Annotated in this window: 23 protein-coding genes; 10 read left to right on the forward strand and 13 right to left on the reverse strand. The window is 66.5% G+C overall.

Features of this window, described 5'->3' with window-relative positions; all coding sequences use genetic code 11:
* Window positions 1–297 precede the first annotated feature (297 nt).
* From AC07WJ_RS12770 to AC07WJ_RS12780, 3 genes are read left to right on the forward strand one after another with little or no spacing between them, the layout of a single operon-like run.
* Window positions 298–870: a flavin reductase family protein gene (locus tag AC07WJ_RS12770; RefSeq protein WP_494934970.1), complete on the forward strand. Its 573-nt coding sequence runs from the start codon at window positions 298–300 to the stop codon at window positions 868–870.
* Between the two features lie 53 nt (window positions 871–923).
* Entirely contained in the window at window positions 924–2,411 is a 1,488-nt protein-coding gene (locus tag AC07WJ_RS12775; RefSeq protein ID WP_494934971.1) for a 4-hydroxyphenylacetate 3-hydroxylase family protein, read from the forward strand.
* A 30-nt stretch (window positions 2,412–2,441) separates the two neighbouring features.
* Window positions 2,442–2,822, forward strand: coding sequence for a cupin domain-containing protein (locus tag AC07WJ_RS12780; protein ID WP_494934972.1), 381 nt, complete (start codon window positions 2,442–2,444; stop codon window positions 2,820–2,822).
* 524 nt (window positions 2,823–3,346) lie between these two features.
* Here AC07WJ_RS12780 and AC07WJ_RS12785 read toward each other — a convergent pair.
* Genes AC07WJ_RS12785 through AC07WJ_RS12815 form a run of 7 tightly spaced genes read right to left on the reverse strand, consistent with a single transcriptional unit; the run spans window position 3,347 to window position 9,218 of the window.
* Window positions 3,347–4,030, reverse strand: a complete 684-nt coding sequence (locus AC07WJ_RS12785) for a GntR family transcriptional regulator (protein ID WP_494934973.1) — start codon at window positions 4,028–4,030, stop codon at window positions 3,347–3,349.
* A gap of 15 nt (window positions 4,031–4,045) precedes the next feature.
* The gene (locus AC07WJ_RS12790) at window positions 4,046–4,732 is read right to left on the reverse strand and encodes a DUF2848 domain-containing protein (protein ID WP_494934974.1); all 687 of its coding nucleotides are present in this window, start codon (window positions 4,730–4,732) and stop codon (window positions 4,046–4,048) included.
* Window positions 4,733–4,784: 52 nt separating this feature from the next.
* On the reverse strand, window positions 4,785–5,963 hold the full coding sequence (locus tag AC07WJ_RS12795; protein WP_494934975.1) for an ABC transporter substrate-binding protein: 1,179 nt from the start codon (window positions 5,961–5,963) through the stop codon (window positions 4,785–4,787).
* 26 nt (window positions 5,964–5,989) lie between these two features.
* The gene (locus tag AC07WJ_RS12800; RefSeq protein WP_494934976.1) at window positions 5,990–6,733 is read right to left on the reverse strand and encodes an ABC transporter ATP-binding protein; all 744 of its coding nucleotides are present in this window, start codon (window positions 6,731–6,733) and stop codon (window positions 5,990–5,992) included.
* A gap of 3 nt (window positions 6,734–6,736) precedes the next feature.
* On the reverse strand, window positions 6,737–7,510 hold the full coding sequence (locus AC07WJ_RS12805) for an ABC transporter ATP-binding protein (RefSeq protein WP_494934977.1): 774 nt from the start codon (window positions 7,508–7,510) through the stop codon (window positions 6,737–6,739).
* Window positions 7,507–8,346 (reverse strand): branched-chain amino acid ABC transporter permease, encoded by an 840-nt coding sequence (locus AC07WJ_RS12810; RefSeq protein ID WP_494934978.1) that lies wholly within the window; start codon window positions 8,344–8,346, stop codon window positions 7,507–7,509. The genes AC07WJ_RS12805 and AC07WJ_RS12810 overlap by 4 nt, the downstream gene beginning before the upstream one ends.
* Window positions 8,346–9,218: a branched-chain amino acid ABC transporter permease gene (locus tag AC07WJ_RS12815; RefSeq protein ID WP_494934979.1), complete on the reverse strand. Its 873-nt coding sequence runs from the start codon at window positions 9,216–9,218 to the stop codon at window positions 8,346–8,348. The genes AC07WJ_RS12810 and AC07WJ_RS12815 overlap by 1 nt, the downstream gene beginning before the upstream one ends.
* Before the next feature lie 429 nt (window positions 9,219–9,647).
* Between AC07WJ_RS12815 and AC07WJ_RS12820 the strand changes: the two genes are divergently transcribed.
* The 5 genes from AC07WJ_RS12820 (at window position 9,648) to AC07WJ_RS12840 (ending at window position 18,128) form a co-directional block, all read left to right on the forward strand.
* A complete protein-coding gene (locus AC07WJ_RS12820) occupies window positions 9,648–10,400 on the forward strand; it encodes a gluconate 2-dehydrogenase subunit 3 family protein (protein ID WP_494934980.1) in 753 nt (250 codons plus the stop codon).
* A gap of 60 nt (window positions 10,401–10,460) precedes the next feature.
* The gene (locus AC07WJ_RS12825) at window positions 10,461–12,230 is read left to right on the forward strand and encodes a GMC family oxidoreductase (RefSeq protein WP_494934981.1); all 1,770 of its coding nucleotides are present in this window, start codon (window positions 10,461–10,463) and stop codon (window positions 12,228–12,230) included.
* 5 nt (window positions 12,231–12,235) lie between these two features.
* Entirely contained in the window at window positions 12,236–13,486 is a 1,251-nt protein-coding gene (locus tag AC07WJ_RS12830; protein WP_494934982.1) for a c-type cytochrome, read from the forward strand.
* A 336-nt stretch (window positions 13,487–13,822) separates the two neighbouring features.
* Window positions 13,823–14,974, forward strand: a complete 1,152-nt coding sequence (locus tag AC07WJ_RS12835) for an efflux RND transporter periplasmic adaptor subunit (RefSeq protein WP_494934983.1) — start codon at window positions 13,823–13,825, stop codon at window positions 14,972–14,974.
* Between the two features lie 4 nt (window positions 14,975–14,978).
* Entirely contained in the window at window positions 14,979–18,128 is a 3,150-nt protein-coding gene (locus tag AC07WJ_RS12840; RefSeq protein ID WP_494934984.1) for an efflux RND transporter permease subunit, read from the forward strand.
* A gap of 39 nt (window positions 18,129–18,167) precedes the next feature.
* Here AC07WJ_RS12840 and AC07WJ_RS12845 read toward each other — a convergent pair whose 3' ends face one another.
* From AC07WJ_RS12845 to AC07WJ_RS12870, 6 genes are all read right to left on the reverse strand, one after another.
* Window positions 18,168–19,373 carry a GlxA family transcriptional regulator gene (locus AC07WJ_RS12845; protein WP_494934985.1) on the reverse strand — a complete coding sequence of 402 codons (1,206 nt, stop codon included), beginning with the start codon at window positions 19,371–19,373 and terminating at the stop codon, window positions 18,168–18,170.
* A gap of 110 nt (window positions 19,374–19,483) precedes the next feature.
* The gene (locus tag AC07WJ_RS12850; RefSeq protein ID WP_494934986.1) at window positions 19,484–20,203 is read right to left on the reverse strand and encodes an ABC transporter ATP-binding protein; all 720 of its coding nucleotides are present in this window, start codon (window positions 20,201–20,203) and stop codon (window positions 19,484–19,486) included.
* The gene (locus tag AC07WJ_RS12855; protein ID WP_494934987.1) at window positions 20,200–21,000 is read right to left on the reverse strand and encodes an ABC transporter ATP-binding protein; all 801 of its coding nucleotides are present in this window, start codon (window positions 20,998–21,000) and stop codon (window positions 20,200–20,202) included. The genes AC07WJ_RS12850 and AC07WJ_RS12855 overlap by 4 nt, the downstream gene beginning before the upstream one ends.
* Entirely contained in the window at window positions 20,997–22,229 is a 1,233-nt protein-coding gene (locus AC07WJ_RS12860) for a branched-chain amino acid ABC transporter permease (protein WP_494934988.1), read from the reverse strand. The genes AC07WJ_RS12855 and AC07WJ_RS12860 overlap by 4 nt, the downstream gene beginning before the upstream one ends.
* On the reverse strand, window positions 22,226–23,137 hold the full coding sequence (locus AC07WJ_RS12865) for a branched-chain amino acid ABC transporter permease (RefSeq protein ID WP_494934989.1): 912 nt from the start codon (window positions 23,135–23,137) through the stop codon (window positions 22,226–22,228). The genes AC07WJ_RS12860 and AC07WJ_RS12865 overlap by 4 nt, the downstream gene beginning before the upstream one ends.
* Before the next feature lie 33 nt (window positions 23,138–23,170).
* Entirely contained in the window at window positions 23,171–24,352 is a 1,182-nt protein-coding gene (locus AC07WJ_RS12870; protein WP_494934990.1) for a branched-chain amino acid ABC transporter substrate-binding protein, read from the reverse strand.
* 287 nt (window positions 24,353–24,639) lie between these two features.
* Between AC07WJ_RS12870 and AC07WJ_RS12875 the strand changes: the two genes are divergently transcribed.
* Both AC07WJ_RS12875 and AC07WJ_RS12880 read left to right on the forward strand, forming a co-directional pair.
* Complete coding sequence (locus AC07WJ_RS12875; RefSeq protein WP_494934991.1) at window positions 24,640–25,617, forward strand: dipeptidase; 978 nt, start codon at window positions 24,640–24,642, stop codon at window positions 25,615–25,617.
* Window positions 25,618–25,620: 3 nt separating this feature from the next.
* Window positions 25,621–26,151 carry a DUF5943 domain-containing protein gene (locus AC07WJ_RS12880; protein WP_494934992.1) on the forward strand — a complete coding sequence of 177 codons (531 nt, stop codon included), beginning with the start codon at window positions 25,621–25,623 and terminating at the stop codon, window positions 26,149–26,151.
* The last annotated feature ends 114 nt before the right edge of the window (window positions 26,152–26,265 follow it).

The following is a 26,265-nucleotide window of genomic DNA, read 5'->3' on the forward strand; positions in this document are numbered from 1 at the left end:
CTCGCCCTGGCCGCGCCGGATGCCGCGCGTCGGCGTGAGGCCGAGACGTGATGGCGCACCTATAGCGCGTTTTCGGGGCGGTCAACACCGGCGATGGCGCGGTCACCTGGCGCATCGGTGGGAGGTCCTGCCCCTCGTGCCTGGCCGGGCGCGCTCGGCATGGCTTGCCGACAGCGTCGAAATCGCCTGCGGCGTCAGGCGCTTCCGGCATCGCGGCCGGCGGCGGCCAAGGCACTTGACAGCGAAGAACTGTTCAAGATAGCTTTCTTTATAAGCTAATTAACAAAGATACTTTCAATGACCGACGATCACGGATCAAGTCTGTCAGGGGGGCCCCAGGCTCCGGCTTTCGATGGCCGGGCGTTTCGGCGGGCGCTTGGCCAGTTCGCCACCGGCGTCGCCGTCGTCACCGCCCATGGCGGCGCCGGCGAAGCCATCGGGCTGACCATGAGCTCGTTCAACTCGGTGTCGATCGATCCGCCGCTGATCCTGTTCAGCGCCGACCGCAAGGCCCTGAGCCTGCCGGCCATGCTCGCCGCCAAGGGCTACGCGGTGAACATCCTGAGCCGTGGCCAGGAACATCTGTCCAATCAGTTCGCCCGGGCGCAGGCCGACAAATGGGCGGCGGTGAGCCACCATGCCGGCCATGCCGAGGCGCCGCTCCTGAAGGGCGCGCTCGCCCATTTCGAATGCGCGCCCTACGCCCATTACGACGGCGGCGACCACGTCATCTTCGTCGGCAGGGTCCTGCGCTTTGCGACGCCGGAACAACCGGAAACCCAGCCTCTGCTGTTCTTCCGCGGCAAATATCACGGGGTCGACGCCGAAGGCGAGCGCGCGCCGCTCTGGCCGCTGCCGATCCACTACTAGCCCGCCGACATATCCGTAACGGCAGGACAATCACCGCTCCAGGGAGGTTTCTCATGATGAAGAACGGCAAAGAGCATATCGCTTCGCTGCGCGACGGCCGCGAGGTTTATATCGACGGCAAGCGTGTCGGCGACGTCACCATCCATCCGGCCTATCGCAATGCCGTCCGCTCCACCGGCATGCTGTTCGATTTCCATTCGGCCGCAGCCAACCAGGACCTGATGACCTTTGTCGCGCCGGACAGCGGCGTGCGCGCCAACCGCATCTGGCAATTGCCGGCATCCTATCAGGAGCTGGTCGAGCGGCGAAAGGCGCTGGAAGCCTGGACCGAGCTGCATGGCGGCTTCATGGGGCGCGCGCCCGATCACGTCGCCTCCTGCATCGCCGGCATGTATATGGGCCTGGAGGTGTTCGAGGCCTATGATCCGAAGCGCGCGGCGGCGCTCGCCGACTATTACCGCTACGCCCGCGACAACGACCTTTATCTGACCTATGTGATCATCAATCCGCAGGCCGACCGCTCCAAAAGCGCGGCCCAGCAGAAGAGCGAGTTTCTCGCAGCCGGCGTGGTCGATCGCGACCGCGAGGGCATCACGGTGCGCGGCGCCAAGATGCTGGCGACCGGCGGCATCATGGCCAATGAGGTGCTGGTCACCATCATTCAGCCGCTGCAGCCGGGCGAGGAGAAATACGCCTATTCCTTCGCCATCCCGATGAACACCAAGGGTCTGAAGATCCTGTCGCGCAAGTCCTATGAGGCGGCCGCGCCCTCGGTGTTCGACAATCCCCTGTCGAGCCGTTTCGACGAGAATGACGCGGTGCTCTATTTCGACGACGTCAAGGTGCCGTGGGAGCGGGTCTTCGTCGTCGACAATGTCGAGATGTGCCAGAAGCAGTTCCACGCGACCCCGGCGCATGTCTATCAGAACTACCAGGCGATGATCCGCCTGTCGGTGAAGCTGCGGTTCCTGATCGGCATCGCCAAGCGCACCGCCGACATGAACGGCGTGGTGAACTTCCCGCAGGTGCGCGAGACGCTCGGCCAATTGGCGGCGGAAGTCGGCATGGTCGATGCGCTGATCGCCTGCATGGAGGTGCAGGGATCGCAGCGCGGCGCCTATTTCGTGCCGCATACCCATACGCTTTATGCCGCCCAGACCCTGACCCAGCAGCTCTATCCCAAGGTGATGACCACGCTGCGGGAGCTCGCGGGCGGCGGCATGATCATGCTGCCGTCGTCGATCCACGATTTCCAGAACCCGGAGCTCGCCGGCCTGATCGAGAAGACCCAGCAGTCGCCGGCGGCCAGCGCCGTCGACAAGGTGAAGTTCTACAAGCTCGCCTGGGACGCCGTCGGCTCGGAATTCGCCTCGCGCCACACCCAGTACGAGATGTTTTATGCCGGCGCGACTTTCGTCACCAAGGGCCATTCCTACCGGAGCTACGACTGGGCGCGGGCCGACCGCGCGCTCAATCTGATGCTCGACGGCTATGCGCTCGGCGACGAGGTGCCGGGGCGCGCCGCGGCCCCCGCCGCCTGATCGCAGACACCAATTCCAGGGAGCCAAGGCATGGCCATCAACAAGCTGCACGACGAATTCCATAGCCTCGACATGGCGAATGGCTGGGCGGTGCCCGAGGGTTATCCGGCCGGCATCAAGCAGAAGATCCTGTCGGGTGCGCTCGACGAGCCGAACCGCCGGGGCAGCCGCACGCGGCTGCTGAAATTCGACGCCGGCACCTTCACCACCAAGCCCTTCGTGCATGACTATTGGGAAGAGGTGTTCCTGGTCTCCGGCGACCTCACCGTCGGCAATGACGAGGCCGGTGAGGGCGGCACGCCGTTCCAGCCCTTCACCTATGCCTGCCGCCCGCCCGGCGCCTTCCACGGCCCGTTCAAGTCGGAGACCGGCTGCCTGCTGCTCGAGATCCACTATTTCGACCCGGCCTGAGCGGGCGTTCCGGCGGTGTGAGGCAGGATCCGCATTCGAAAGGCCCGTCACGGCTCGCGTGGCGGGTCTTTTTCTTGGCGCCTCGGCTTTCACCGCGTCATGGCCGTGCTTGTCACGGCCATCCACGTCTTCGGTGGTCAAGACAATGCGTGGATGACCGGCCCAAGGCCGGTCATGACGGATGGGGCGGAAAGCGGCGTATCCGGCGGTGCTGGCGACAGGTTCCCGTTGTCTAAAGCGCGTCGGATTGCCGGGCTTCAACAGAGCGAGGCATGCGGCCAGTCGACACAAGCTCTACGTCACCCCCGGGCGAGCGTAGCGAGCGGAAGGGGGGCCAGGGGGTGCAGGACACGCTCCCCAACGCTGCAAAATCACCGCGACGCATGCGCTGATGACGCGGCCTGTTGGCTCCTGGACCCCCCTTCCGCTCGCTGCGCTCGCCCGGTGGGGACGTCGTGCTTGGCTTGAAAGCGAAGAGCAGGCAGCTCGCCACGAAGGAACCGACTTCCTCTTCCGAGCCCGCCTCACAGCTGCCTGACGATATGGCCGCGATAGCCGGCGATATGGGCCCGCATAGCCTGTTCGGCGGCATCGGCGTCGCGGGCCCGCAGCGCCGCGACGATGGCCCGGTGCTCGGTGATGACGCGCCGGTGCTGTTCGGCGTCGCGCAGCGACATGAACCAGACGCGCAGCGATCGGTCGTGCAGATGCGCCAATATCTCCGCCAGGACCGGATTGCCGGCGCTGGTGGCGATCACCTGGTGGAACCGGCGGTCGAGCAGCATGAGCCGGGAAATGTCGCGGGCCCGCGCCGCCCGGCCGGCCTCGTCGACATTCTCGTCGAGTTCGGTGATGTCCCGCGGTGTCGCGCGTTCGACCGCCAGGCGCACGCAATGGCTCTCGTTGACGAGGCGCACGCTGGCGATGTCGAGCACCTCGTCCAGGCTGATCGGCCGGACCAGGATGCCCTTGCGCGGCAGGACCTCGACCAGGCCGTCGCGGGCGAGGCGAATGAAAGCCTGGTGCACCGGGGTGCGGCCGAGGCCGAGCGCGGCGCTGACCACCGCCTCGCTCAGGCATTCGCCGGGGCGGTAGGCGCAGGTGATCAGGCGGTGCTTGAGCGTCTGATAAGCCAGGTCGTTGCACGACGTCGCCGCCGGTGGGAATGCCGCCGGTTGCCTTGCCGCGTCATGTGGACCGTCGCTCAAGGTGTCCGGCCGCGGTCAGGCGAGCGGCAGGACGACGACGTCATAGCCGTGCCGGATGCGACGGCCGAGCACCGGATCCTCGATCTCGAAGTCGAAGCGGTCGGCGGCGCGAATGCCGCCATGGGCGGCAAGCGTACCGCCGAACATGGCGGTCGCCTCGGGCAGGGACGGGCCGCCGGCATAGCCGCCGACCACCGTGTCGGGCGGCAGCATCGTGTCGACCGGCCCTTCCTGATAGAGCACGCGGCTGCCGCCGATGGTGGCCCAGGAGCGCAAGATCAGGCGGTCCCAGTGGTCCTTGACGTCGTCGAGCAGCCACAGCTTCGGCGCCACCGGCTTCTCGCACATCTGCTTCGACACGGTGACGTCATAGGTCTCGACCCGCCGGTCGGTATGATCCGAGCCGACGCCGACATAGGTCACGCCGCCGGCGTTGAGCAGCATGAACTCGACCTCGCCGCTCGACTCGCGCCCCGAGACCTCGATCCGGCCGGCGGTGGTGAGCCGGCTCGCGGCCACCCGGTAATAGACCGGCGTGGTCGCCGGGCGCCTGACGCCGAGTTCTTCCAGCTCGGCAATGTGTTTTTCCCGCGCCACCGGATCGCGGCCGGTCCAGCCGGCGATCACGGCGTGGTCGATGGTGAAGGTCTCGGTGCCAGGCTGGCGCTTGCGCTGGACGGAAAAGAGCAGGGACGAGGTCATGGGTGGTTCCGCTGTTGGTGAAGCCGGCGGGGCAATGGCCCGCCGACAGGGGTCAGGAGGCCGAGCGCCGGTCGAGCAGGACCCATTTTCCGTCCTTCACCTCGATGACATAGACCGGCTTGATCGCGTCGCCGTCGGCATCGAAGCTGATCGGCCCTTCCAGCGCCGGATAGTTCTTCAGGGCGCGCAGGGCATCGCGGATCTGCACACGCTCCTCGGCCGCCTGGGCCGGATTGCCGGTGACCTTGGCGAGTTTCATTGCCTCGGCATAGAGGTAGACGATGTCATAGACGGAAGCGTCGAACTGGTTCGGCTCGGTGCGCGCCAGGCCCGCCGCCTTGGCCCGCCTGGCGAAGGCCTCGGCAAAGGCCCTGGTGCGCTGGTCGACGTCGCGGAAGAAGGTCGTGCCGATGGTCATGGTCTCGCCGGCGCCGTCCATGCGGGCCGGCAGGTCGGGATCGGCAATGGTCGTGCCGCCGATGACGCGGGTCCTGACGCCTTGCCGGCGCAATTCCTTGGCGAGGTTGATGGCGCCTTCCGGCGGCGCGCCGAGGCCGACGATGTCGGGTTTCATCTGGGCGAGCCGCGACACCTGCGGCGACAGGTCGAAGGCGTTCAGCTGGAAATCGACCGAGCCGAGGATCGGTACGCCGTGTTTCGGCATGAGCGTCGGCAGCACGGTGATGCCGATCGATTTCGACACCGTGTCGTCGGAGGCAAAGGCGATCGCGCCGGAGCCGGCCGCCAGCCCCTTGGCCTTGATCGCGGCCAGCACCTGGTCGATGACCTGGCCCTCGTCGGTGGTGTTGCGGAAGGCGAAGCGGAAACCCTTGGCGAGGCTCGGGGCGGACGAGGCCATCGACATCTGCGGAATGCCGGCGCGGTCGCCGGCCGGGAAGGCGACCCGCACCTCGCTCGACGAGAACGGCCCGATAATGGCCAGCGCCTTGTTGTCCTCGGCGAGCTGGCGCACCGCGAGCTGGGCCTGGCGCGGCTCGCCGCCGGTGTCGAACTTGACCACTTTCAGACGTTTGCCGTTGATCCCGCCTGACGCGTTGATCTCCTCGACCGCGAAATCGACCGCCACCTCGTTGGCCGCGGCCAGGCTGACATAGGGGCCGGTCTTGGCCATGGAATAGCCGAGGATCAGCTCCTGCGGTCCGGCGGCCTTGGCACCCGACATGAGGGCGAGGCCGGCGCCGGCGGCGAGAACTTGACGTCGTGTCTGCATGGGTCGGATCCTCCAGTGGTCGAAGTTCAGTTTGTCGTGACGGGGCTCGGTGCGGGTTTGGTGGCGCCGAGATAGGCGGCCTGCAGGGCCGGGTCGGCGGCGAGCTGGCGCGGATCGCCGGCCATCAGCACGCGGCCGAGCTCGAGCACCGTGGCGCTGTCGGCCGCGGCCAACGCCTTGCCGGTGTTCTGCTCCACCAGCAGGATGGTCAGGCCGTCGCGGTTGAACTCGCCGAGCAGATCGAACAGGCGCTCGACGAACAATGGCGACAGGCCGAGCGAGGGCTCGTCCAGCATCATCAGGCGCGGCTTGGCCATCAGCGCTCGGCCGATCGCCAGCATCTGCTGCTCGCCGCCGGAAAGGCACGAGGCCGTCATGGTCCGGCGCCCGGCGAGATTGGGAAAGCGCTCGTAGATCATCTCGATCTCGCGCCGGACGGCCGCGCCGTCACGGCGCAGATGCGCGCCGAGCCGGAGGTTTTCCTCGATGGTCAGCGAGATCAGGATGCGCCGGCCCTCCGGCACCAGCACGATGCCCTGGGCGAGCCGCGCATGGGCAGGAGCGCGGGCGATCTCGGAGCCGGCAAAACGAATGCCGCCTCGTGCCGCCCTGGCGGTGCCGATGACGGCGCGCAACAGCGTGCTCTTGCCGGCGCCGTTGGCGCCGAGCACGGTGGCGATCTCGCCTTCGCGCACGCTCAGCGAGACGCCCGAAAGCGCCCGGATGCGGCCATAGTCGACGGCGAGATCGGAGATTTCGAGGAGCGCCATGGGTCAGATCCCTCCCGTCGTGCCGAGATAGGCTTCGCGCACCCGCGGGTCGCGCTGGATGTCGGCGAGCGCGCCTTCGGCGATCTTCTCGCCGAAGTTCAGCACCACCACGTGTTCGCAGAGGCTGTCGACGAAATGCATGTCGTGCTCGACCACCAGCAAGGTCACGCCACGCGCCTTGAGCGCCATGAGATGCTCGCGCAGCGTCTCGGTCTCACTCGGATTGAGGCCTGCGGCCGGTTCGTCGAGCAGCAGCAGGGTCGGCTTGGCGAGCGTCGCGCGCACCAGGTCGATCCGCTTGCGCACGCCATAGGAGAGCGAAGCCACCGGCGCATCGGCAAAGCCTTCGAGGCCCCATTCCTCCAGCGCGGCGCGGGCCTCGCGCCGCCAGCGGTGATCGGCGAACAGCCGGAACGGGCTGGCCAGGTCCCGAAGGCCCCTGGTCTGCACGTGCTGCCCGACCAGCAGGTTCTCGATGACCGAGAGATGGGTCATCAGGCGGATGTTCTGGAAGCTGCGCGACAGGCCGAGCCGGATGCGCCGGCGCGACGGCACGGTCGTGACGTCATGGCCGTCGACGCTGATCCGGCCGCCGGTGACGCCATAGACGCCGCTGATCAGGTTGAACACCGTGGTCTTGCCGGCGCCGTTCGGCCCGATCAGCGCGGTCGCCTCGCCGCGCCGGACCTCGAAGCTCAGGTCGCGCACCACCTGCAGGGCGTTGAACGATTTCGACAGGTTGGCGATCGACAGGACGGGATGGGAGGAGGTCGTCATCGGGCACCTCCCGCACGGCGCTTGAGGCGGGTGAACAGGTCGGTGGTGACGAGCCCTTGTGGCCGCGCGGCCATGATCAGGATGATGAGGGCGGCGAAGGCCGCGTAGCGCCATTGCGAGCTGGTGCGCAGCAGTTCCGGCAGCAGCGTGAAGAAGGCCGCGCCGACCAGCGGCCCCCACACCGTCTGGGTGCCGCCGAGCAGCACGTAGAGCGCGGTATAGACACTCAGCAGCACGCTGAAATGCTGCGCCTCGACGAAGCTGAAGTGATGGGCGTAGAAGCCGCCGCCAATGCCGGCGATGACCGCGCCGATGGTGAAGGCGGCGACCTGCAGGCCGCGGACATTGAGGCCGAGCAGGTCGGCCACCACCACGTCGCTTTTGACCGCTGTCAGATAGAGCGCGAAGCGCGTGCGCGAGATCAGGAACACCACGAGCAGGATCGCCGCGGCGGCGCCGATCACCCAGGGCGCGCCGACAAAGGTTGTGACCGGATAGCCGGCGGCCGCGCCGACCGCCTCGACATTGAGGAAGATCGCGGCGATCAGCTGGCCGAGCGCGAAGGTGGCGAGCGCCAGGTAGATGCCGTGGGTGCGCAGCACCGGCACGGCGACGGCAAGCGCGACGAGCCCGGCGAGCAGCCCGCCGGCGGGGATCGCCAGCGCGACCGACCAGCCGAATTCGTTGGTCAGATAGGCCGCCGCATAGGCGCCGATCGCCATGAAGCCGGCAATGCCGAGATTGAGCTGGCCGGCGGCGAGCGGCAGATAGACCGCATAGGCCGCGATGATGTTGAACGACAGGATGACGAGTATGCCGAGCTGATAGCTGGTCATCACAGCTTCTCCCGCGCGAGGTTGGCGCCGAGCAGGCCCTGCGGCCGGATGACCAGGATGACCAGGAGCAGGCCGTAGACGGTGATGTTGACCATGTTGGCGCCGAGGAAATGGATGGAGAGGACCTCGGCGAGGCCAATGATCATGCCGCCGAGAATGGCGCCCCAGATGCTGCCCATGCCGCCGATGATCATGGCGGCGACGCCCTTGAAGCCGACCACTTCGCCCATGAAGGGCGAGGCCTGTTGGTAGTTCATGGCGAAGAGGATGCCGCCCATGGCGGTGAACACCGCCGAGAACACGAAGACCTGCGGGATCAGCCGGGAGACGTTGACGCCGAGCAAGGTGGCGGTCTCGCGGCTCTCGGCGATGGCGCGGATGCGCCGGCCGGCATTGGTCGCCTTCAGGAAGACCGACAATCCCGCGACCAGGGCGAGCGCGACCAGGAGGCTGATCAACTGGGCGCTGCCGATCACCAGGCCGGCGACGCGAATGTTGAAATCCGGGATCAGGGCCGGAAAGGACTGCTGGTCGGAGCCGAAACGGATCAGCACCAGGTTTTCCAAGAGCACCAGGAAGCCGAGCGAGCTGACCAGCGGGATCTCCGGATCGCCCTCGGCCATCAGGCGATAGGACAGGCGCTCGACCAGGAGCGCGACGGCGGCGGCGGCGGCGAGCGCGGTGACGATGGCGACCGTCCAGTGCCAGCCGGCGGCCAGCATGGCCCAGCTGACCATGCCGCCGACCATGAACAGGCCGGGGATCGAGAAGTTCAGGAAATTGAGGATGCCGATGGCGATCGTGAAAGCCACGGCAACGAGCACATAGATGCTCCCCAGCATCGACCCGTTGACGATCTGCTGCGCCAGCATGGGCACTCTCCTCGCTTGAGAATTATCATTCTTAATTAGCTTTAGAAGAAAGCTATCTAAAATCGAAGTCAAGCTGAAATTTCATACGCCGCGCAGCCGGCGGAGGCAGGACGCGTGCCTCGGCCCGCGGCAGATCGTCGAGATTTCGGGCAATGGGATCCGGCAGCGGGGGTCGCGGCGGCTGCTTGGCATGATGGCTGCGAATTGGGGCACCCGACCTTTGCGGCAGCATGGTCCGCGCGCCGGTCAGGCGGCGTGGGATGCCGCGGCCGGCCCGCCACGCCTGCGACATGTTGGCGCATATCTCCTCAGGCAATTTGGCATGACCGTTCGGCTTGCCTCCTGCCTGCCTGGAACTATTCTGAACTCCGATAGCTGACGCCGCCCCGCGTTCCCCGGAACGCTTCTGCGTTCCTCGGAACCTTTCAGATGGCCGGACGCGATATCAAGGCAAGCCTGACCCGCCGGCACATGCTGGTTTCCACGGTGAGCTTCCTGGCCATGACGGCATCCAGCGGGGTGGGCGCCCGGGTGATCTCCGGCGGCGTGCCCTGGGCGCCGAACGCGGCCTCGCCGCCGACGCCCGTCGTTCCCGGCGGCTGGCTCTACTTGACCGGTCCCGAGGCCGCGGCCATCGAGGCGATCGTCGAGCGCCTGATCCCGGCCGATGAACTGGGGCCGAGCGGCAAGGACGCCGGCTGCGCCGTGTTCATCGACCGCCAGCTCGCCGGCCCCTATGGCGGTGCGGAAATGCTTTACATGCGGCCGCCCTTCGTCAAGGTCGCGCCGGAATTCGGCATCCAGTCGGAGCTGCCGCCGGCCGCGCAATACCGGGTCGGCCTGAAGGCGCTCGACACCTATTGCCGCACGAGTTTCAGCAAGCCCTTCGCCGAATTGCCGCCGGCCCAGCGCGACGAGGTGCTGACCGCGCTGGAAAAGGGCAGCGTCACGCTCGACGGCATCGAGGCGCGCGCCTTTTTCAACCTGGTCCATCAGAACACCATGGAAGGGTTCTTCGCGGATCCGATCTATGGCGGCAACCGCGACATGGCGGGCTGGAAACTGATCGGCTTTCCCGGCGCCCGCTACGACTACCGCGACCATATCGACAAGCCCAACCAACCCTATCCCTTGCCTCCGGTCGGCCTTCAGGGCCGGCCCGGATGGACGCCGGCCCGCTGATCGTTCCGCCATCGCAGGCGGCGTTCCGGCGCCCGGCCGCATGATGAAGAGGACTGTGAGATGGCGCGAAAACTGCCCGCCAAGGACGTCGTCGTCATCGGCCTGGGCTGGACCGGATCGCTGCTGGCGCATGAGCTGACCGATGCCGGGCTCGACGTCGTCGCCATTGAGCGCGGGCCCTGGCGCGATACCGCCACCGATTTCGCCCCGACCCAGGATCCGGATGAATTGCGTTATGCGATCCGGCTCGACCTGTTCCTGCGTCCGGCCCAGGAAACCTTCACGCTGCGCCACAACCTGATGGCGACGGCGGCGCCGATCCGCTGGTTCGGCGCCTTCATCGTCGGCAACGGCGTGGGCGGCGCAGGCGTACATTGGAACGGCCAGACCTGGCGCTTCCTGGAAACCGACTTCGTCCTGAAGAGCCATCTGACCGAGCGTTACGGCGCGAGCGCCTTGCCCGAGGACATGACGATCCAGGACTGGGGCGTCACCTATGCCGACCTGGAGCCGTTCTACGACAAGTTCGAGCGCATCGCCGGCGTGTCCGGCAAGGCCGGCAACATCAAGGGTCAGAAGCAGCCCGGCGGCAACCATTTCGAAGGGCCGCGCTCCAGCGAATATCCGCTGCCGCCTTTGAAGGAGAGCGCCGCCACCGCCCTGTTCGGCCAGGCCGCGCGCGGCATGGGCTACAACACCTTCATCCGGCCGGCGGCCAATACCTCGGAGGCCTATACCAACCCGCTCGGCATCACCATGGGCCCCTGCACCTATTGCGGCTTCTGCGAGCGTTTCGGCTGCGGCAATTATTCCAAGGGCAGTCCGCAGACCTGCGTGCTGCCGGTGCTGATGCGCAAATCCAATTTCACCTTGCGCAGCGAGAGCGAGGTGCTGCGCATCAACAAGGACGCTTCCGGCAAGGTGGCGACCGGGGTGACCTTCGTCGATGCCAGCGGCGAGGAATTCGAGCAACCGGCGGCCCTGGTGCTGGTCTGCGCCTATGGCCTGCACAATGTCCGGATGATGCTCCTGTCGGGCATCGGCAAACCCTATGATCCCAAGACCGGCGAAGGCACCGTCGGGCGCAACTATGCCTATCAGTCGGCCGGCGGCGCCGGCCTGCTGTTCGAGGGCAAGACCTTCAACCCGTTCATCGGAGCGGGCTCGCTCGGCACCGCCATCGACGATTTCAACGGCGACAATTTCGACCATGCTGGCTTGGGCTTCCTCGGCGGCGCCAGCATCACCTGCGCCAATACCCATGGCCGGCCCATCGCCTCCTCGGCCAATGGCCTGGCCGGCGGGCCGCGCTGGGGCTCGGCCTGGAAGAAGCAGCTCACCGCGACCTACCAGAACGCCACATCGGTGGGCGGCCAGGGCAGCGTCTACAGCTACCGCGACCGCTATCTCGACCTCGACCCGACCTATACCGATCGCTTCGGCCGGCCGCTTTTGCGCATGACCTTCGACTGGCACGACAACGAAAAGAAGATGACGCGCTACATCGCCCAGCGCTGCGCCGAGATCGGCAAGGCAATGGGGGCGAAGACGATCCGGCCGAGTTCGCTGCCCGAGCATTTCAACGTCGTGCCCTATCAGAGCACGCACAATACCGGTGGCGCGATCATGGGCTCCGATCCCAAGACCAGCGCGGTCAACCGCTACCTGCAGAGCTGGGACGTACACAATGTCTTCGTCTTCGGCGCCTCGGCCTTCCCGCAGAACGCCGGCTACAATCCGACCGGCACGGTGGGCGCCCTGGCGCTCTGGGCGGCGGATGCCATCCGCACGCAATATCTTAGGAATCCCGGCCCCCTGGTACAGGCGTGACGACGATGAAGCGCGCAACCGCCGTCCTCGGCCTTCTCGCCGGTCTTCTGGGTCTGGGTTCGACCGGCTCGAGCGCCGCCGAACAGGATTTCGTCACCATTCAGCGCGGCCGCTATCTCGCCACCGTCGGCGACTGCATTTCCTGCCACACCGCCCCGGGCGGCGTTCCCTTTGCCGGTGGCCGCCCGCTCGAGACACCCTTCGGCATGCTGGTGACGCCCAATCTGACGCCGGATCCGGCGACCGGGCTCGGCAACTGGACCGATGCGGAATTCCTGCGCGCCATGCGCGAGGGCATCGGCCGCGGCGGCAAGCGGCTCTATCCGGCGCTGCCCTACAGCTATTACACCAAGGCGACCCGCGACGACCTCCTGGCGATCAAGGCCTATCTCGCCACCCTCAACCCCGTGGTCAATCCGGTCCAGGTCAACCAGCTGCCTTTCCCGTTCAGCATCCGCTTCTCCATGTGGGGCTGGAACATGCTGTTCTTCACGCCGGGCGAATATCGCGCGGTCGCGGCCAAATCGGCGGAATGGAACCGCGGCGCCTATCTGGTCGAGGGGCTCGGCCATTGCGGCGCCTGCCACACGCCGCGCAATTCGCTCGGCGGCGAAAACACCACCGCGGCCTTTTCCGGCGGCACGCTGATCGGCTGGCACGCGCCCAATCTCGGCCGCGACCTGCGCACCGGCATCGGCGGCTGGTCGGCCGAAGAGATCGTCGAATATCTCAAGACCGGCCGCAACCAGCGCACGACCGCCTCCGGACCCATGGCCGAGGTCGTCTATTTCTCGACCCAGCACATGACCGAGGCCGACCTGAAGGCGATCGCCACCTATCTGAAGGACCTGCCGGCGGTGACCCCCGCCGTGTCGGCCGCGCCGCCCTTGGCCGAAACCGATCCGGTGATGGTGGCCGGCAAGGCGATCTATCTCGACAATTGCTCGGCCTGCCACGTCTCGTCGGGCGCCGGCGTGGCACGCATGTTTCCCGCGCTCCGGGGCAGCGCCGTGGTCCAGGCACCCGACAGCACGACACTCGTCAGGGTGATCAGCCAGGGCGTGCGCGCGGCCTCCACCGCCACGGCGCCGACCGCGCCGGCCATGCCTCCCTTCGACTGGAAGCTGAACGACGAGCAGATCGCCGCGGTGCTGACCTATATCCGCAATGCCTGGGGCAATGCGGCCCCGGCGGTCTCGCCGTCGCTGGTCACGTCTTTGAAACACAATCTCAGCCCTGACGGCGCGACGCCCTGATCGATGCCGATCGGATGGAGCGGCGCGGCGCGCCGCAGGAAGCCCGGTATTGCCATGGCGATGTGCTCATGGGCCCTGCCGATGACGCTGGCCGATGCGCAAGAGCTGCGGCCGGAACAGGCGAAGGACCGGCCGCCGGGAGGCGGCAGGGCGGCGTCATTCCCGGCGATGCGGCGAATTCAACCGGGCGGTTGCGCAGTATCCATCAATTTTGAAGCTTTCTGATTGCTTGGCAATGGCGCCGGATCAGTGGTTAGATCGGAACAAGGCTCTCGCATTTTCCTTTGACCGACAGCGGACTGTTTTCAGCCCGACCGTGCAAAAGGGTAAAACAGCATGCGTGCATCCTTCTTGTTCCGGGCCACCATTCTCGTCGCGCCGATCTTATGGGCAGCGCCGGCCGCCGCGCAGTTTGGCCCGGCGGGGCCGCCCGCGGTCGGTGTCGTGGCGGCCGAGCTTCGACCGATGACCGAGACGACCGAGATCAACGGGCGGATCCAGGCGCGGCAACGGGTCGATCTGGTTGCGCGCGTCACCGCCTTCTTGAACGAGCGGCTGTTCGTCGAAGGCGCCGAGGTCAAGGAGGGCGAGCTGCTCTATCGCCTCGAGCGCGCGCCGTTCCAGGCCGACGTCGAAGCCAAGCAGGCCGCCGTCGCCCAGGCCCAGGCCCAGCTCGAAAATGCCAATCTCACGCTGGCCCGGGCCCAGGAGCTGCTGCAGCGAACCGCCGGCACCCAGGTCGCGGTCGACAGCGCCCAGGCGACGCAGCGCGTGGCCGCCGCCCAGGTGCAGGCAGCCCAGGCGCAATTGCACCAGTCGCAGATCAATCTCGACTACACGGAAATCCGCTCGCCCATCGCCGGCCGCATCGGCCGCACCGCGATCACCACCGGCAATGTCGTCGGCCCGACCAGCGGCGCCCTGGCGACGGTGGTCAGCGCCGACCCCATGTATGTGGTTTTCCCGGTTGCCGTGCGCCGCATCCTGGAGCTGCGCGATCGCTATGCCGACAAGGGCGGCTTCGACGCCGTGACGATGCGCCTCCGGCTGCCCAATGGCCGGATGTATGGCCAGACCGGCAAGCTCGACTTCGTCGATATCGCCGTCGCCAAGGATACCGACACCATCATGCTGCGCGGCACGATCGCCAATCCGGTCATCCAGATGGTCGGCACCAGCCCGCTGCACGAACTGACCGATGACGAATTCGTCACCGTCTCGCTCGAGGCCGTGCAGCCGCAGAGCGTGCTGGCCATCCCGCGTTCGGCCGTTCTGACCGACCAGCAGGGCGACTACGTCTATGTCGTCAATGCCGAGAACCGGGCCGAGCAGCGGCGCGTGCGGCTCGGCCAGTCGACGCCCGCCGTCGCCGCCGTCCTCGACGGCCTGAAACAGGGCGAGCAGGTGATCGTCGAGGGCATCCAGCGTGTGCGGCCGAACATCGTGGTGGCGCCCGCACCGGCCGCACCGACGCCGGCGGGAAGGTGACGCCATGATCTCGTCGCTGTTCATCGATCGTCCCCGCATGGCGATCGTCATCGCCATCGTCATTTCGCTCGCCGGGCTGCTCGCCCTCTCGCGCATTCCGGTGGCCCAGCTGCCCGACATCGTCCCGCCGCAGGTCCAGGTCTCGGCCGTCTATCCCGGGGCATCGGCGGCGGTGCTGGAATCGACCGTGGCGCAGCCGATCGAGTCGAAGATCGTCGGCGTCGACAAGATGATCTACATGAAGAGCAGCAGCGGCAGCGACGGCAGCTACAACCTGACCATCAGCTTCGCGCTCGGCACCGATCCGGACATCAACACGGTCAATGTCAACAATCGCGTCCAGACTGCGATGGCCACCTTGCCGCAGGAGGTCCAGCTGCAGGGCCTGACGGTCCAGAAGCGCTCGTCCTCGATCCTGCAATTCATTTCGCTTTACGACGAGAGCGGCACGTTCGACCCGCTGTTCATCACCAACTACGCCCTGATCAATGTCATGGACGAGCTGTCGCGCACGCCCGGGGTCGGGCAGGCGAGCCTGTTCGGCCTGCAGAACTATTCGATGCGCATCTGGTTCGATACGACGCGGCTGACCAGCCTCGGCCTGGCGCCCTCCGATGTCATTCGGGCCGTGCAGACGCAGAACATCCAGGCACCGGTCGGCCGCCTCGGCGCGCGGCCGGTGCCGGCCGACCAGCAATTCCAGCTCAACGTGCAAACCCGCGGGCGTCTCGCCACGCCGGAGGAATTCGGCGCGATCGTCATTCGGGCCAATCCCGACGGCTCGGTGCTGCGGGTGAGCGATGTGGCCCGCATCGAGCTCGGCGCCCAGAACGAGGATACCTATAGCCGCCTCAACGGCAATCCGGCCGTGGTCATGGCGATCTATCTGGCGCCCGGCGCCAACGCCATCCGGGTGGCCGCGGCGGTCAATGCGACGCTGGCCAAGGTGGGCGGGCGCTTTCCGGCCGGATTGAAGGTGCGGGTCGTTCACGATTCGACGATTTTCGTCACCGACACGATCAATGCGGTCATTCAGGCGCTGCTCGAAGCCTTCGTGCTCGTCGCCCTCGTGGTGTTCCTGTTCCTGGGAAACCTGCGCGCGACCGTCATTCCGATCATCGCCATTCCGGTCAGCCTGGTCGGCAGCTTCGTCATCCTGCTGGCGCTCGGCTATTCGGCCAATACCGTCTCGCTGCTGGCGCTGGTGCTGGCCGTCGGCATCGTGGTGGACGATGCCATCGTCGTCGTCGAGAATGTCGAGCGCGTTATGGAGGAGGAGCCGGATCTTTCGCCGGCCGATGCCACCAAGAAGGCCATGGCCCAGGTGACCGGGCCGATCATCGGCATCACCCTGGTCCTGCTCTCGGTCTTCGTGCCGATCGCCTTCATCTCCGGCATCTCGGGCGAATTGTTTCGCCAGTTCGCGGTCACCATCAGCGCTTCCGTGCTGATCTCGGCGGTCAATGCCCTGACCCTGTCGCCGGCGCTCTGCGCCGTCTTTCTGCGCCACTCCGGTCCGCGCCGCGGGGTGATGGGGCGCATCGGCCAAGGCATCGATTGGGTGCGCGACGGCTATGCCACAGTGGTGCGCAAGACCTTGCGCCTGTCGGTCCTGTCGATCGTGCTGGTCGCGGTTTTCGGCCTGGGCGTCGCCGGGCTGTTGCGCCTGACCCCCACCGGCTTCCTGCCCGAAGAGGATCAGGGCGCCTTCTTCATCAACGTGCAACTGCCCGACGGGGCATCGGTCAACCGGACCAGCGAGGCGGTTCGCCAGGTCGAGGACATCCTGAAAGCCATGCCGCAGGTCCAGGATACGGTCGCCATCATCGGCTATTCGCTGCTGGACGGCTATTCGGCCAGCAACAATGCCTTCCTGCTCGCCAGGCTGAAGCCATTCGCCGACCGCACCCAGGCCGTGGACTCCGCGCAGGCGCTGATCGGAAGGCTGTTCGGCGCCGTGCAGCAGATCCGCACCGCCAATGTCCTGCCGTTCAACCTGCCGCCGGTGGTGGGGCTGTCGACCACCGGCGGTTTCGAATATCAGCTCGAAAACTTGGAAGGCGCGGATCCGGTGGCGATGGCCAGCGTGGTCCAGGGTCTCGTCGCCGCGGCCAATCAGGACCCGCGGCTCGCCCGCGTATTCTCGACCTATGGCGCCAGTGCGCCCTCCGTCTATCTCGATATCGACCGCGACAAGGCCCAGTCCCTGGGCCTGACCCTCAGCGACGTCTTCGTCACCCTGCAAGCCACGCTCGGCGGATATTTCATCAACAATTTCAACTTGTTCGGCCGGACGTGGCAAGTCAATCTGCAGGCCGAGGCGGCCGACCGGCGTGACGTCTCGGCGCTCTGGAACATCTTCATCCGGAGTTCGCAGGGCGCCATGGTGCCGCTGCAATCGATCGCCGCGGTGCGCACCGTCACCGGGCCGCAGGTGATCACGCGTTACAACAATTACCGTTCGGTGACGATCAATGGCAGCCCGGCTCCGGGCGTTGCCTCGGGCACGGCGCTCGCCGCCATGGCCGAGGTCTCGGCGAAGACGCTGCCGCCCGGCTATGCCTTCGAATGGACCGGCACGGCCTATCAGGAGCAAGGGGCGAGCGGCCAGACCACGGTCGTCCTGGGCATGGCCTTGCTGTTCGCCTTCCTGTTCCTGGTCGGCCTCTATGAGAGCTGGATCGTGCCGATCCCGGTCCTGCTCTCGGTTGTCGTCGGTGTTCTCGGCGCGATCGCCGGGGTCCTGGTCGCCAGGCTTACGGTCGATCTCTATGCCCAGATCGGCCTGATCGTGCTGATCGCGCTGGCCGCGAAGAACGCCATCCTGATCGTCGAATTCGCCAAGGAACAGCACGAGCAGGGACTGAGCATCGCCGATGCCGCGGCGCTGGGCGCCAAGATGCGCTTTCGCGCGGTGCTGATGACCTCGATCGCCTTCATCCTCGGGCTGGTGCCTCTGGTCTGGGCCACCGGCGCGTCGCAGATCGCGCGCCACGCGGTCAGTACGCCGGTCTTCGCGGGCATGATCGCGGCCAGCAGCATCGGGCTCTTCCTGATCCCCATGCTCTATGTCTTCTGGGAGACCGTGCGGGAACGGAGCGGCGCGTTTTTCCGCCGGCGCGACAGGGCCCCCCAGCCGCGGCCCGAGGGGTAGTCCGGCCGGCTCCCGGAGCTCGGACCCGGTCTGCGGCGATCAGATATAGGGGCGCCGTTCACGTTGCAGGAAGCCCGGCGTCGCCATGTCGGGGTCGGACAGGGGCGCGCCGCGCAGGCTGGCCGGCGGGTCGATCGCGGCGGTCCACTCGGGGCGGGCCTGTTCCATCGCGGCGAGCTTGGCCGGGACCGGGCCGGTCTGGGCTGCCTGCCAGCGCTGGATCAGCGCCTTCATCGCCTCGGGTCCTTCGCGGCGGATGACCGATGGCGCGCAGCCGAATGTCGCCCGGAACAGCCGGTTGAAATGCGAAATGTCCGAAAAGCCGCTTTCGGTCGCGACAATGGTGATGGTCTTGTCGGAATTGGCCAAGAGCCAGAGGCCGTAGAAGACCCTGAGGTCGCGCGAGAATTCCTGGATGCTCTTGCCGACGACCTTGCGAAAGATCCGCTCGAGCTGGCGCTTCGACAAGCCGACGGTGTGGGCGATGTCGTCGACCTTCTGCGGCGTGCTGAGGTTCTGTTCGATCAGCAGCATGGCGCGGCGCACCCTGGTATCGTCGACCGCGCCGGCGCTCGGCGGCTGCGGCTGGGCGCCGGCCGCCGGCCGTGCCTTGTCGGTCACCATGATGTGCAGGCTCTTCTGGGCCCGGCCGGGGCCCAGATGCCGCTCGACCATCCAGGCGCCGAGATCGAGCGCCGCCAGACCCCCGGCGCAGGTGATGAACGGGCCGTCCTCGACGAACAATTGGTCGGCCACCGGCACCATGTCGCCATAGCGGTCGATCAGGTCGGGCAGGTGATACCAGCTGACGCAGCATTTGCGGCCACGCATCAGCTGGGCCTCGGCCAGCGCGAAGCTGCCGGTGCAGACGCCGGCGATCGAAACATTCCTGGCCGCCGCCTGGCGCAGGAAATCCAGCGTCTTGGGATGATAGGTCGTGCCGCGGTCGACCAGGCCGCCGATGACCACGATATAGTCGAAGCGCTCGGGGCGGTCGAAGGTCTCCCAGGGCAGGACCTGCAAGCCGCAGCTGGCGGTGATCGGGCTGAGATCCGGCGCCAGCACGCTCCAGGAGCAGCGCTCCGGCCGGCTCCGGTCCCCCTCGTCGGCGGCCAGCCGCAACAGGTCCATGATCGCCGAAAAGGCGATCAGGGTGAAATTGGGCAAGAGCACGAAGCCGACCGACAATTGGCGCCGGGGCGCCTTGCCGGTGGGAAGGCCGCGATGGTGACCGAACTCTGCCATGCGTCCTCCGGAATGGCCGCGCTCGGGCGAGCCTATCAGTCCGGGAAACAACAGCAAGGATCGGGCCAATTATTCGACCTCGGCCGGGAGCTTCGCGAGGTCGGGGCAGGTCAATGGGCACCGCCGAAATAGGCGCGCTGCACCTCGGCATCGGCCATCAGCACCTCGGGCGTGCCGTGCACGACGATGCGCCCCTGCGACAGCACATAACCGTAATGGGCGATCGCCAGCGTCTGGTTGACGTTCTGCTCGACCAGCAGAACCGTCACGCCGGTCTCGTTGATCCGCCGGATGACGTTGAAATTCTCCTGCACGAACAAGGGCGACAGGCCGAGCGAGGGTTCGTCGACGACCAGCAGTTTCGGCTCGGTCATCAGGCCGCGGCCTATCGAGACCATGGCCTGTTCGCCGCCCGACATGGTGCCGGCCAATTGCCTGGCGCGTTCGCCGAGCCGGGGAAAGGTCTCGAACACCTTGTCCATGCGCGCCCGGATGACCTTCTCGGAGGCGACCCGGTAGGCGCCGAGCCTGAGGTTCTCCTCCACGGTCATCTTGGCGAAGATGCGCCGTCCCTCGGGAATGCAGGCAATGCCCAGGCCGACGATCTCGTGGGTCTGCAGGCTGTCGAGCGTCTGCCCGTCGAAGGCGATCGAGCCGGAGCGCGGCGGCGTCAGGCGCAGGATCGAGCGGATCAGCGTCGACTTGCCGGCGCCGTTGGAGCCGAGAATGCAGGTGATGCGGCCGGGCGCGACCTCGATCGACAGGCCGGAGAGCACGTCGGCCCGGTCATAGGCGGTGTAGATGTCGGAAACCGTCAGCCGCCCGGTCATGATTGCCCCAGATAGGCTTCGCGCACGACCGGATCCGCGGCGACGTCGCGGAACCGGCCTTCGCAGATCTTCTTGCCGTAATTGAGCACCACGCAGCGATCGGTGACCCGCTCGATCAGCCCCATTTCGTGCTCGACGATGATGATGGTGAGGTCGCCGAGCGAGCGGCGCACGCCGAGGATCTCGTCCATCAGCTGGTCGGTCTCGTCATGGGTCATGCCGGCGGAGGGCTCGTCGAGCAGCACCAGCTTCGGCCGGCCGATCAGGGCGCGGCAGATCTCGACCCGGCGGCGGTCGATCATGCCGAGCGAAATGGCCGGTTCGAACAGCTTGTCGGCGAGCGTCGGGCTGAACACGTGCAAGAGGTCGCGCGCCTCGGCCGCCATGGCGCGGGCCTCGGTCGCGAAGGCCTTGCGGCGGAACAGGTTGTGCCACAGCCCGCTGTTCAGGCGTCCCTGGGCGCCGAGCGCGATATTGTCGAACACCGACAAAGGCAGGCAGAGCCGGGAGCGCTGGAAGGTGCGGGCAAGCCCATGCGCCGAGAGGGACTGTGCCTGGGCGCGGGTGACGTCGACGCCGTCGAGGCGGATCGCGCCGGCGCTGGCCGCATAGACGCCGCTGACCACGTTGAAGAAGGTGGTCTTGCCCGAGCCGTTGGGGCCGATCAGCCCCAGCACTTCGCCGCGGCCGACATCGATGTCGAGTTCGTTCAGCGCCATGAGGCCGCCGAAACGTACGGACAGGCCGCGGCATTCGAGCAGTCTTGCCGGGTTGGCCGGTGCGGAAGCTGCCGTCATGACCGCGCCTCCAGGCGAAGCTTGCGCACCCGCCGCGCCACCAGTCCGTCGGGCCGGGCGATCAGGATGACGATGACCAGCAGCGCGTAGAGCAGCAGCCGGTATTCCTGGATGAATTGCAGCTTCTCCGGCAGCAGCACCACGATGAGGGCTGCCGGCAGCACGCCCCAGCGGTTGCCGATGCCACCGAGAATGACGATCGAGACCATGACCAGCGAGTCGCCGAAGGTGAAATTGCTCGGCGCGATGAAGCCGGTCATTTTTGCGTAGACCGCGCCCATCACGCCGGCCAGGAAATTGCCCAGCGTGAAGGCCAGGATCTTCCAGCGGCCGATCTTCAGGCCGAACACCGAGGCCGCGGTCTCGTCGAGCCGGACGGCGTCGAGCCAGATGCCGATCCAGGACCGGTCGATCAGGCCGGCGACGATCATGGCGAGCGACGCCAGCGCGCCGGTGAGCAGCACGTAATTGGCGTAGAACGAAATGGTAAAGCCGGCGATGTGCAGATCCTCGGAAAAATCCCAGCCGAACAGGTTGATGCCGGGGATCTTCAGGCCCTGCGGCCCGCCGAGCAGTTCGTTGGCGTCGAGGAAGACGTTGAACATCACGCCGAAGGCGAGCGTCGTCAGCGCCGCGTAATGGCCGCGCGTGCGCAGCACCGGCAGGATCAGCAGCGAGCCGATGGCGACCGCCACCAGCCCGCCGGCGATGAGCACGACCGGATCGGGCAGACCGCCGGCCTGGCCGAGCATGGCGGCGGTATAACCGCCGGTGCCGACAAAGGCGGCGGCGGCGAAATTGGTCAGTCCGGCATAACCCATCTGGATGGTCAGGCCGACGCAGACGGTGGCGTAGATCAGCACGGTCGCGAGCATCAGCAGGCCGAAATTGTCGTCCCTGAGCACGAACAGCACGGCGAGCGTCGCGGCCGTGACGAGGCCGCGCAGCAGCCAGGGGTGGTCGGAAGCGGCGGCTTCCGTCGCGGCGATGCCGCCGAAGCGCGCCGCGGCCAGGCAAATGGCGGCGATCGCGGCGAGCGCCAGGCCGAGAAGCTTCTGGTTCTCGATCAGCACCAGGACGGTCAGGGCGGTGGCCGCGAAGGCAACCGCCGCCACCAGCGGCCAGCGGGCGGCGAGCCGCTCCGGCCGGCGCCATTCGCCTGCTCCGGCGCGCGCCGGCGGGTCGCCGGCGACCTGGTCGGCGCGGCTTGCTTGGCTGAGATCGGTCATACCCGCTCGCTCCCCCGTTCGGCGAGCAGTCCGGTCGGCCGCCAGGTGATCAGAACGATGACCAGGACGAAGGCGAAGACGTTCTTGTAGTCGCTCATCGACGGCATCGCCGCGACCACGAAGGTCTGCAGGCCCGCGAACAGATAGCCGCCGATAATGGCGCCCCAGATATTGCCGAGGCCGCCGACGATCGCCGCGCTGAAGCCGATCACCGCGAGCAAGAGGCCCATGCCGTAATTGACCTCGCTGTAATAGAGCCCGTAGATCGTGCCGGCGAAACCGGCGGTGACCGAGCCGAGCGCGAAGGTCAGCGGGATGACCCGCGCGTAATTGATGCCCATGGTACGGGCCGTCTCGACATCCTCGGCCACCGCCCGCATGGCGAGGCCGAAGCGGGTCCGGTTGATGATCCAGTGCACCACCGCGATCGAGGCGATGCCGGCGACCATCAGGATCAGCCCGTCATTGCGCACGAAGACATTGCCGAGATTGAAGCCGCCCGACGGCAGGAGTTCCGGGAAGCGCTGGGGATTGGTGCCATTCGGGAAGAACAGCCGGATCGCCTCGCGCAGCAGCGTTCCGACCATCATGGTCATCAAGAGCATGTTGAGCGGCGGCGCGTTGCGCAGCGGCATGATCAGGAAATGCGAGATGCCGGCGCCAACCACAGCCGACAGCAGCATGGCCGCCGCGAAGACCGCGATCAGCTGGATGCCGACCGGCAGCCCCAGCGCATGGGTGGCCCAGGCGGCGACCAGGCCGCCGAAGGCGCCAAGCGTCAGCACGTCGCCATGGGAGAACTTGATGACGTTCATCACCCCGAAGAAGATGGTGAACCCCATGGCCACCAGGCCATAGATTGTGCCCTGCATCAGGCCATTGAGCAGGTGCTGGCCGATCATGCCCATGGGAGCATCCTTGACTTCAGATGTCCGCAGGACTCAGGGCAGGTTTTTCAGTTTGCGCTTGCCGCTGGCATATTCGCTGTCTTCCCAGACCACCCATTTGCCGTCCTGCACGACATATTTGGTGGTCAGCGGCGTGATGTTCTGCCCGTGATCGTCGAAATTGATCGGGCCGACGATGGACGGACGGTCCTTCACGTCGCCGAGCGCCGCGGTCACCTTGGCGCGGTCCGGTCCGGTCTTCTCGATGGTTTCCAGCACCAGGTGGGTCGCCACATAGGCAAACGGGCCATAGGCCTCGGGCGGATCGCGATAGCCGGCGGCGGCGTAATTGTCGGTGAAGAACTTGCCGCCCGGCATGCGCGAGATCGGCGGGCTGTCGAAGAAGGTCAGCGTGCCCTCGGCGAGCTCCGGCCCGACGGCGGCGATGAAGGCATCGCCCATGATGCCGGAATTGCCTTCGAGCTGGGCGACGATGCCGAGCTTCTCCATTTGCGTGCGCAGCCGCGCGCCGAGCGGCGTCAGGCCGCCGAAATAGATCACCTCGGGTTTCAGTTCCTTGATCTTGGTCAGCTCGGCCGAGAGGTCCTGCTGGTCCGGCGGCACGGCGAAGGTGCCGAGGATCTCGTTGCCGTTCTCCAGGGTGAACTGGGAGAAATACTTGTTCATCGACTTGCCGTAGTCGGTGGAGTCGACGAAGGAGACGAATTTCTTGTAGCCGCGCTCCTTCATGAACTGCGCGCCGACGCGGTTCTGGCCGATCAGGATGCCGCTGACCCGATGCACTTCCGGATATTTCTTCGCATAGGTGATTTCCGGCAGGACCGCCGCCCACACCACCATCGGCAGCTTGAAACGGTTGAAGATGTCGACGGTGGCAATGGCGGTCGCCGAGCAATAATGCGGGATCGCCGCGATGATCGAGCGGTCCGAGGCGATCTTGGTGACCACCTGCACGCCGACATTCGGCTTGCACTCGTCGTCGAGCACCACCAGCTCGTATTCATATTTGCTCGCCGGATCGGCGTTCATCAGCTTGACCGCGAGCTCGGCCGAATTGCGTCCGCCGATACCGTGCGGCGACAGGGCGCCGGTCAGAGGCCCGACAAAGGCGATCTTGACCTTGTCCTTGGCAAAAGCCTGGTCGGCACCGCGGGCGAGCTGCAGCACGCCGGATGCGGCAAGCGCGGTGAAGGTCCGCTTCGTCATCGTCGCCATGGTTCATCTCCGGAAGTTATTTTTCTCCCCGAACGTTAGGCGGCGGGCGAAACGCCAAGCTAGGACGCAAGGGCGCTCGGGCTTGAACGAATGCGTCATCTCCGATCGCGCCCGGGCGGAGAAGATTGCCACCACGCGACGCGCCTGTCCCAGTGTCATGGCGCAATCGTCCTATCGGCCTTGGCCGCTCCGGCCGAACAATCCGACCATACCAAGTCGAGGCCGCACGGGACGGGCTGCGCGCGCAGCCACCGCCGATGCCGGAGCCAGCAATCAGGGAAAAGCCCATGTCCTCCGATCTGCACCAGACGTCCGTTGTCATCGACGGCCTGATCATTTCCGATTTCGGCCGGCCGGTGTTCGAGGACATGCGCCGCGGCGGCCTGACCGCGGCCAATTGCACCTGCTGCGTCTGGGAAGGCTTCACCGAGACCATGCGCAACGTCATGCGCTGGAAGGCCTGGTTTCGCGAGCACGGCGACATCATCAGCCAGATCTACACCACCGCCGACATCCTCAAGGCCAAGGCCGAGGGCAAGACCGGCATCATCCTCGGCTGGCAGAACATTACCGGCATCGAGGACCAGATCGGCTATCTCGGCCTGTTCAAGGAACTGGGCATCGGCATCATCCAGATGGCCTATAACACCCAGAACCTGGTCGGCACCGGCTGTTACGAAACGAAAGACGGCGGCCTGTCGGATTTCGGCCGCGAGGTGGTCGCCGAGATGAACCGGCTCGGCATTCTCTGCGATCTCTCCCATGTCGGCGCCCAGACCAGCACCGACGTCATCCTCGCCTCCAAGCAGCCGGTCGCCTATTCGCACTGCCTGCCGGCCGGCCTGAAGGCGCATCCGCGCAACAAGAGCGACGAGCAGCTGAAATTCATCGTCGACCACGGCGGTTTCGTCGGCGTCACCATGTTCCCGCCCTTCCTGAAGCGCGGGCCGGCCGCCAATGTCGACGACTATGTCGAGGCGATCGAATATGTCATCGACATCTGCGGCGAGGGCAATGTCGGCATCGGCACCGATTTCACCCAGGGCTATGGCCAGGAATTCTTCGACTGGATCACCCATGACAAGGGTTATGCCCGCCGCCTGACCAATTTCGGCGAGGTCATCAACCCGGAAGGCCTGCGCACCATTGGCGAGTGGCCGAACCTGACCGCGGCCATGGAGCGGCGCGGCTGGTCGACCGGCCGTATCGAGGCGGTCATCGGCCAGAACTGGTTCAACCTGCTCAAGACCGTCTGGGGAGCCTGAGCCATGGGCAAGCCGCAGGTCGACATCGAGGTCGACGACACGACCGGCCGCTGGTCGGTCGATGCGCTGCCGATGATCCTGGTGCCGCAGCACTTCTTCCTCAACAACCACTACGCCGTCGAGGCGGCGCTGGGCGCCGACAAGCTCGAGGAGATCCTGCGGCCCGCCGGGCACCGCTCGGCCTTTTTCTGGTGCGAGAAGGAGGCCGCCCATCACGACATGGGCGGCGTCGAGGTGTTCCACCACTACATGAAGCGGATCACCCAGCGCGGCTGGGGCCAGTTCGAGGTGCTCGATCTCGACCCCGAGGCCGGCACCGCTCATGTCCGCCTGAACAATTCGGCCATGGTCGACGCGGCGCACCGGAAAGGCGGACGCAAGGTCTGCTACATGTTCGCGGCCTGGCTCGAGGGCTCGCTCGAATATGTCGCGGCCAGCGCCGGCCGCAAGCAGAGGCTGAAGGCCCGCGAGGTCTATTGCGCGGCGGAAGGCCTGCACGATCACTGCCTGTTCGAGGTCATGCCGCAGCCGTGAGGCCGGCCGACGCTTGAACCAAAGGGCCGCCCGGGCGCGTCCGCATGTCGCTTCCGTCCCAGCGCCACGGCTGTCTTGTGCTCGCCGGAAGGCGGCGCGCCGGTCCAGCATGGC

The organism is Phreatobacter sp. GW821-FHT04C01 (assembly GCF_059420385.1).

Coding starts and splice junctions, on each gene's coding strand:
- AC07WJ_RS12805 (WP_494934977.1), bottom strand. CDS start 7,510: ATGACGACCTCCTCCCATCCCGTCCTGTCGATCGCCAACCTGTCGAAA.
- AC07WJ_RS12850 (WP_494934986.1), bottom strand. CDS start 20,203: ATGACCGGGCGGCTGACGGTTTCCGACATCTACACCGCCTATGACCGG.
- AC07WJ_RS12800 (WP_494934976.1), bottom strand. CDS start 6,733: ATGGCGCTCCTCGAAATCTCCGATCTCGCCGTCGACTATGGCCGCATC.
- AC07WJ_RS12880 (WP_494934992.1), top strand. CDS start 25,621: ATGGGCAAGCCGCAGGTCGACATCGAGGTCGACGACACGACCGGCCGC.
- AC07WJ_RS12855 (WP_494934987.1), bottom strand. CDS start 21,000: ATGACGGCAGCTTCCGCACCGGCCAACCCGGCAAGACTGCTCGAATGC.
- AC07WJ_RS12810 (WP_494934978.1), bottom strand. CDS start 8,346: ATGACCAGCTATCAGCTCGGCATACTCGTCATCCTGTCGTTCAACATC.
- AC07WJ_RS12875 (WP_494934991.1), top strand. CDS start 24,640: ATGTCCTCCGATCTGCACCAGACGTCCGTTGTCATCGACGGCCTGATC.
- AC07WJ_RS12860 (WP_494934988.1), bottom strand. CDS start 22,229: ATGACCGATCTCAGCCAAGCAAGCCGCGCCGACCAGGTCGCCGGCGAC.
- AC07WJ_RS12840 (WP_494934984.1), top strand. CDS start 14,979: ATGATCTCGTCGCTGTTCATCGATCGTCCCCGCATGGCGATCGTCATC.
- AC07WJ_RS12780 (WP_494934972.1), top strand. CDS start 2,442: ATGGCCATCAACAAGCTGCACGACGAATTCCATAGCCTCGACATGGCG.
- AC07WJ_RS12845 (WP_494934985.1), bottom strand. CDS start 19,373: ATGGCAGAGTTCGGTCACCATCGCGGCCTTCCCACCGGCAAGGCGCCC.
- AC07WJ_RS12870 (WP_494934990.1), bottom strand. CDS start 24,352: ATGGCGACGATGACGAAGCGGACCTTCACCGCGCTTGCCGCATCCGGC.
- AC07WJ_RS12830 (WP_494934982.1), top strand. CDS start 12,236: ATGAAGCGCGCAACCGCCGTCCTCGGCCTTCTCGCCGGTCTTCTGGGT.
- AC07WJ_RS12790 (WP_494934974.1), bottom strand. CDS start 4,732: ATGACCTCGTCCCTGCTCTTTTCCGTCCAGCGCAAGCGCCAGCCTGGC.
- AC07WJ_RS12825 (WP_494934981.1), top strand. CDS start 10,461: ATGGCGCGAAAACTGCCCGCCAAGGACGTCGTCGTCATCGGCCTGGGC.
- AC07WJ_RS12770 (WP_494934970.1), top strand. CDS start 298: ATGACCGACGATCACGGATCAAGTCTGTCAGGGGGGCCCCAGGCTCCG.
- AC07WJ_RS12835 (WP_494934983.1), top strand. CDS start 13,823: ATGCGTGCATCCTTCTTGTTCCGGGCCACCATTCTCGTCGCGCCGATC.
- AC07WJ_RS12820 (WP_494934980.1), top strand. CDS start 9,648: ATGGCCGGACGCGATATCAAGGCAAGCCTGACCCGCCGGCACATGCTG.
- AC07WJ_RS12865 (WP_494934989.1), bottom strand. CDS start 23,137: ATGGGCATGATCGGCCAGCACCTGCTCAATGGCCTGATGCAGGGCACA.
- AC07WJ_RS12815 (WP_494934979.1), bottom strand. CDS start 9,218: ATGCTGGCGCAGCAGATCGTCAACGGGTCGATGCTGGGGAGCATCTAT.
- AC07WJ_RS12775 (WP_494934971.1), top strand. CDS start 924: ATGATGAAGAACGGCAAAGAGCATATCGCTTCGCTGCGCGACGGCCGC.
- AC07WJ_RS12795 (WP_494934975.1), bottom strand. CDS start 5,963: ATGCAGACACGACGTCAAGTTCTCGCCGCCGGCGCCGGCCTCGCCCTC.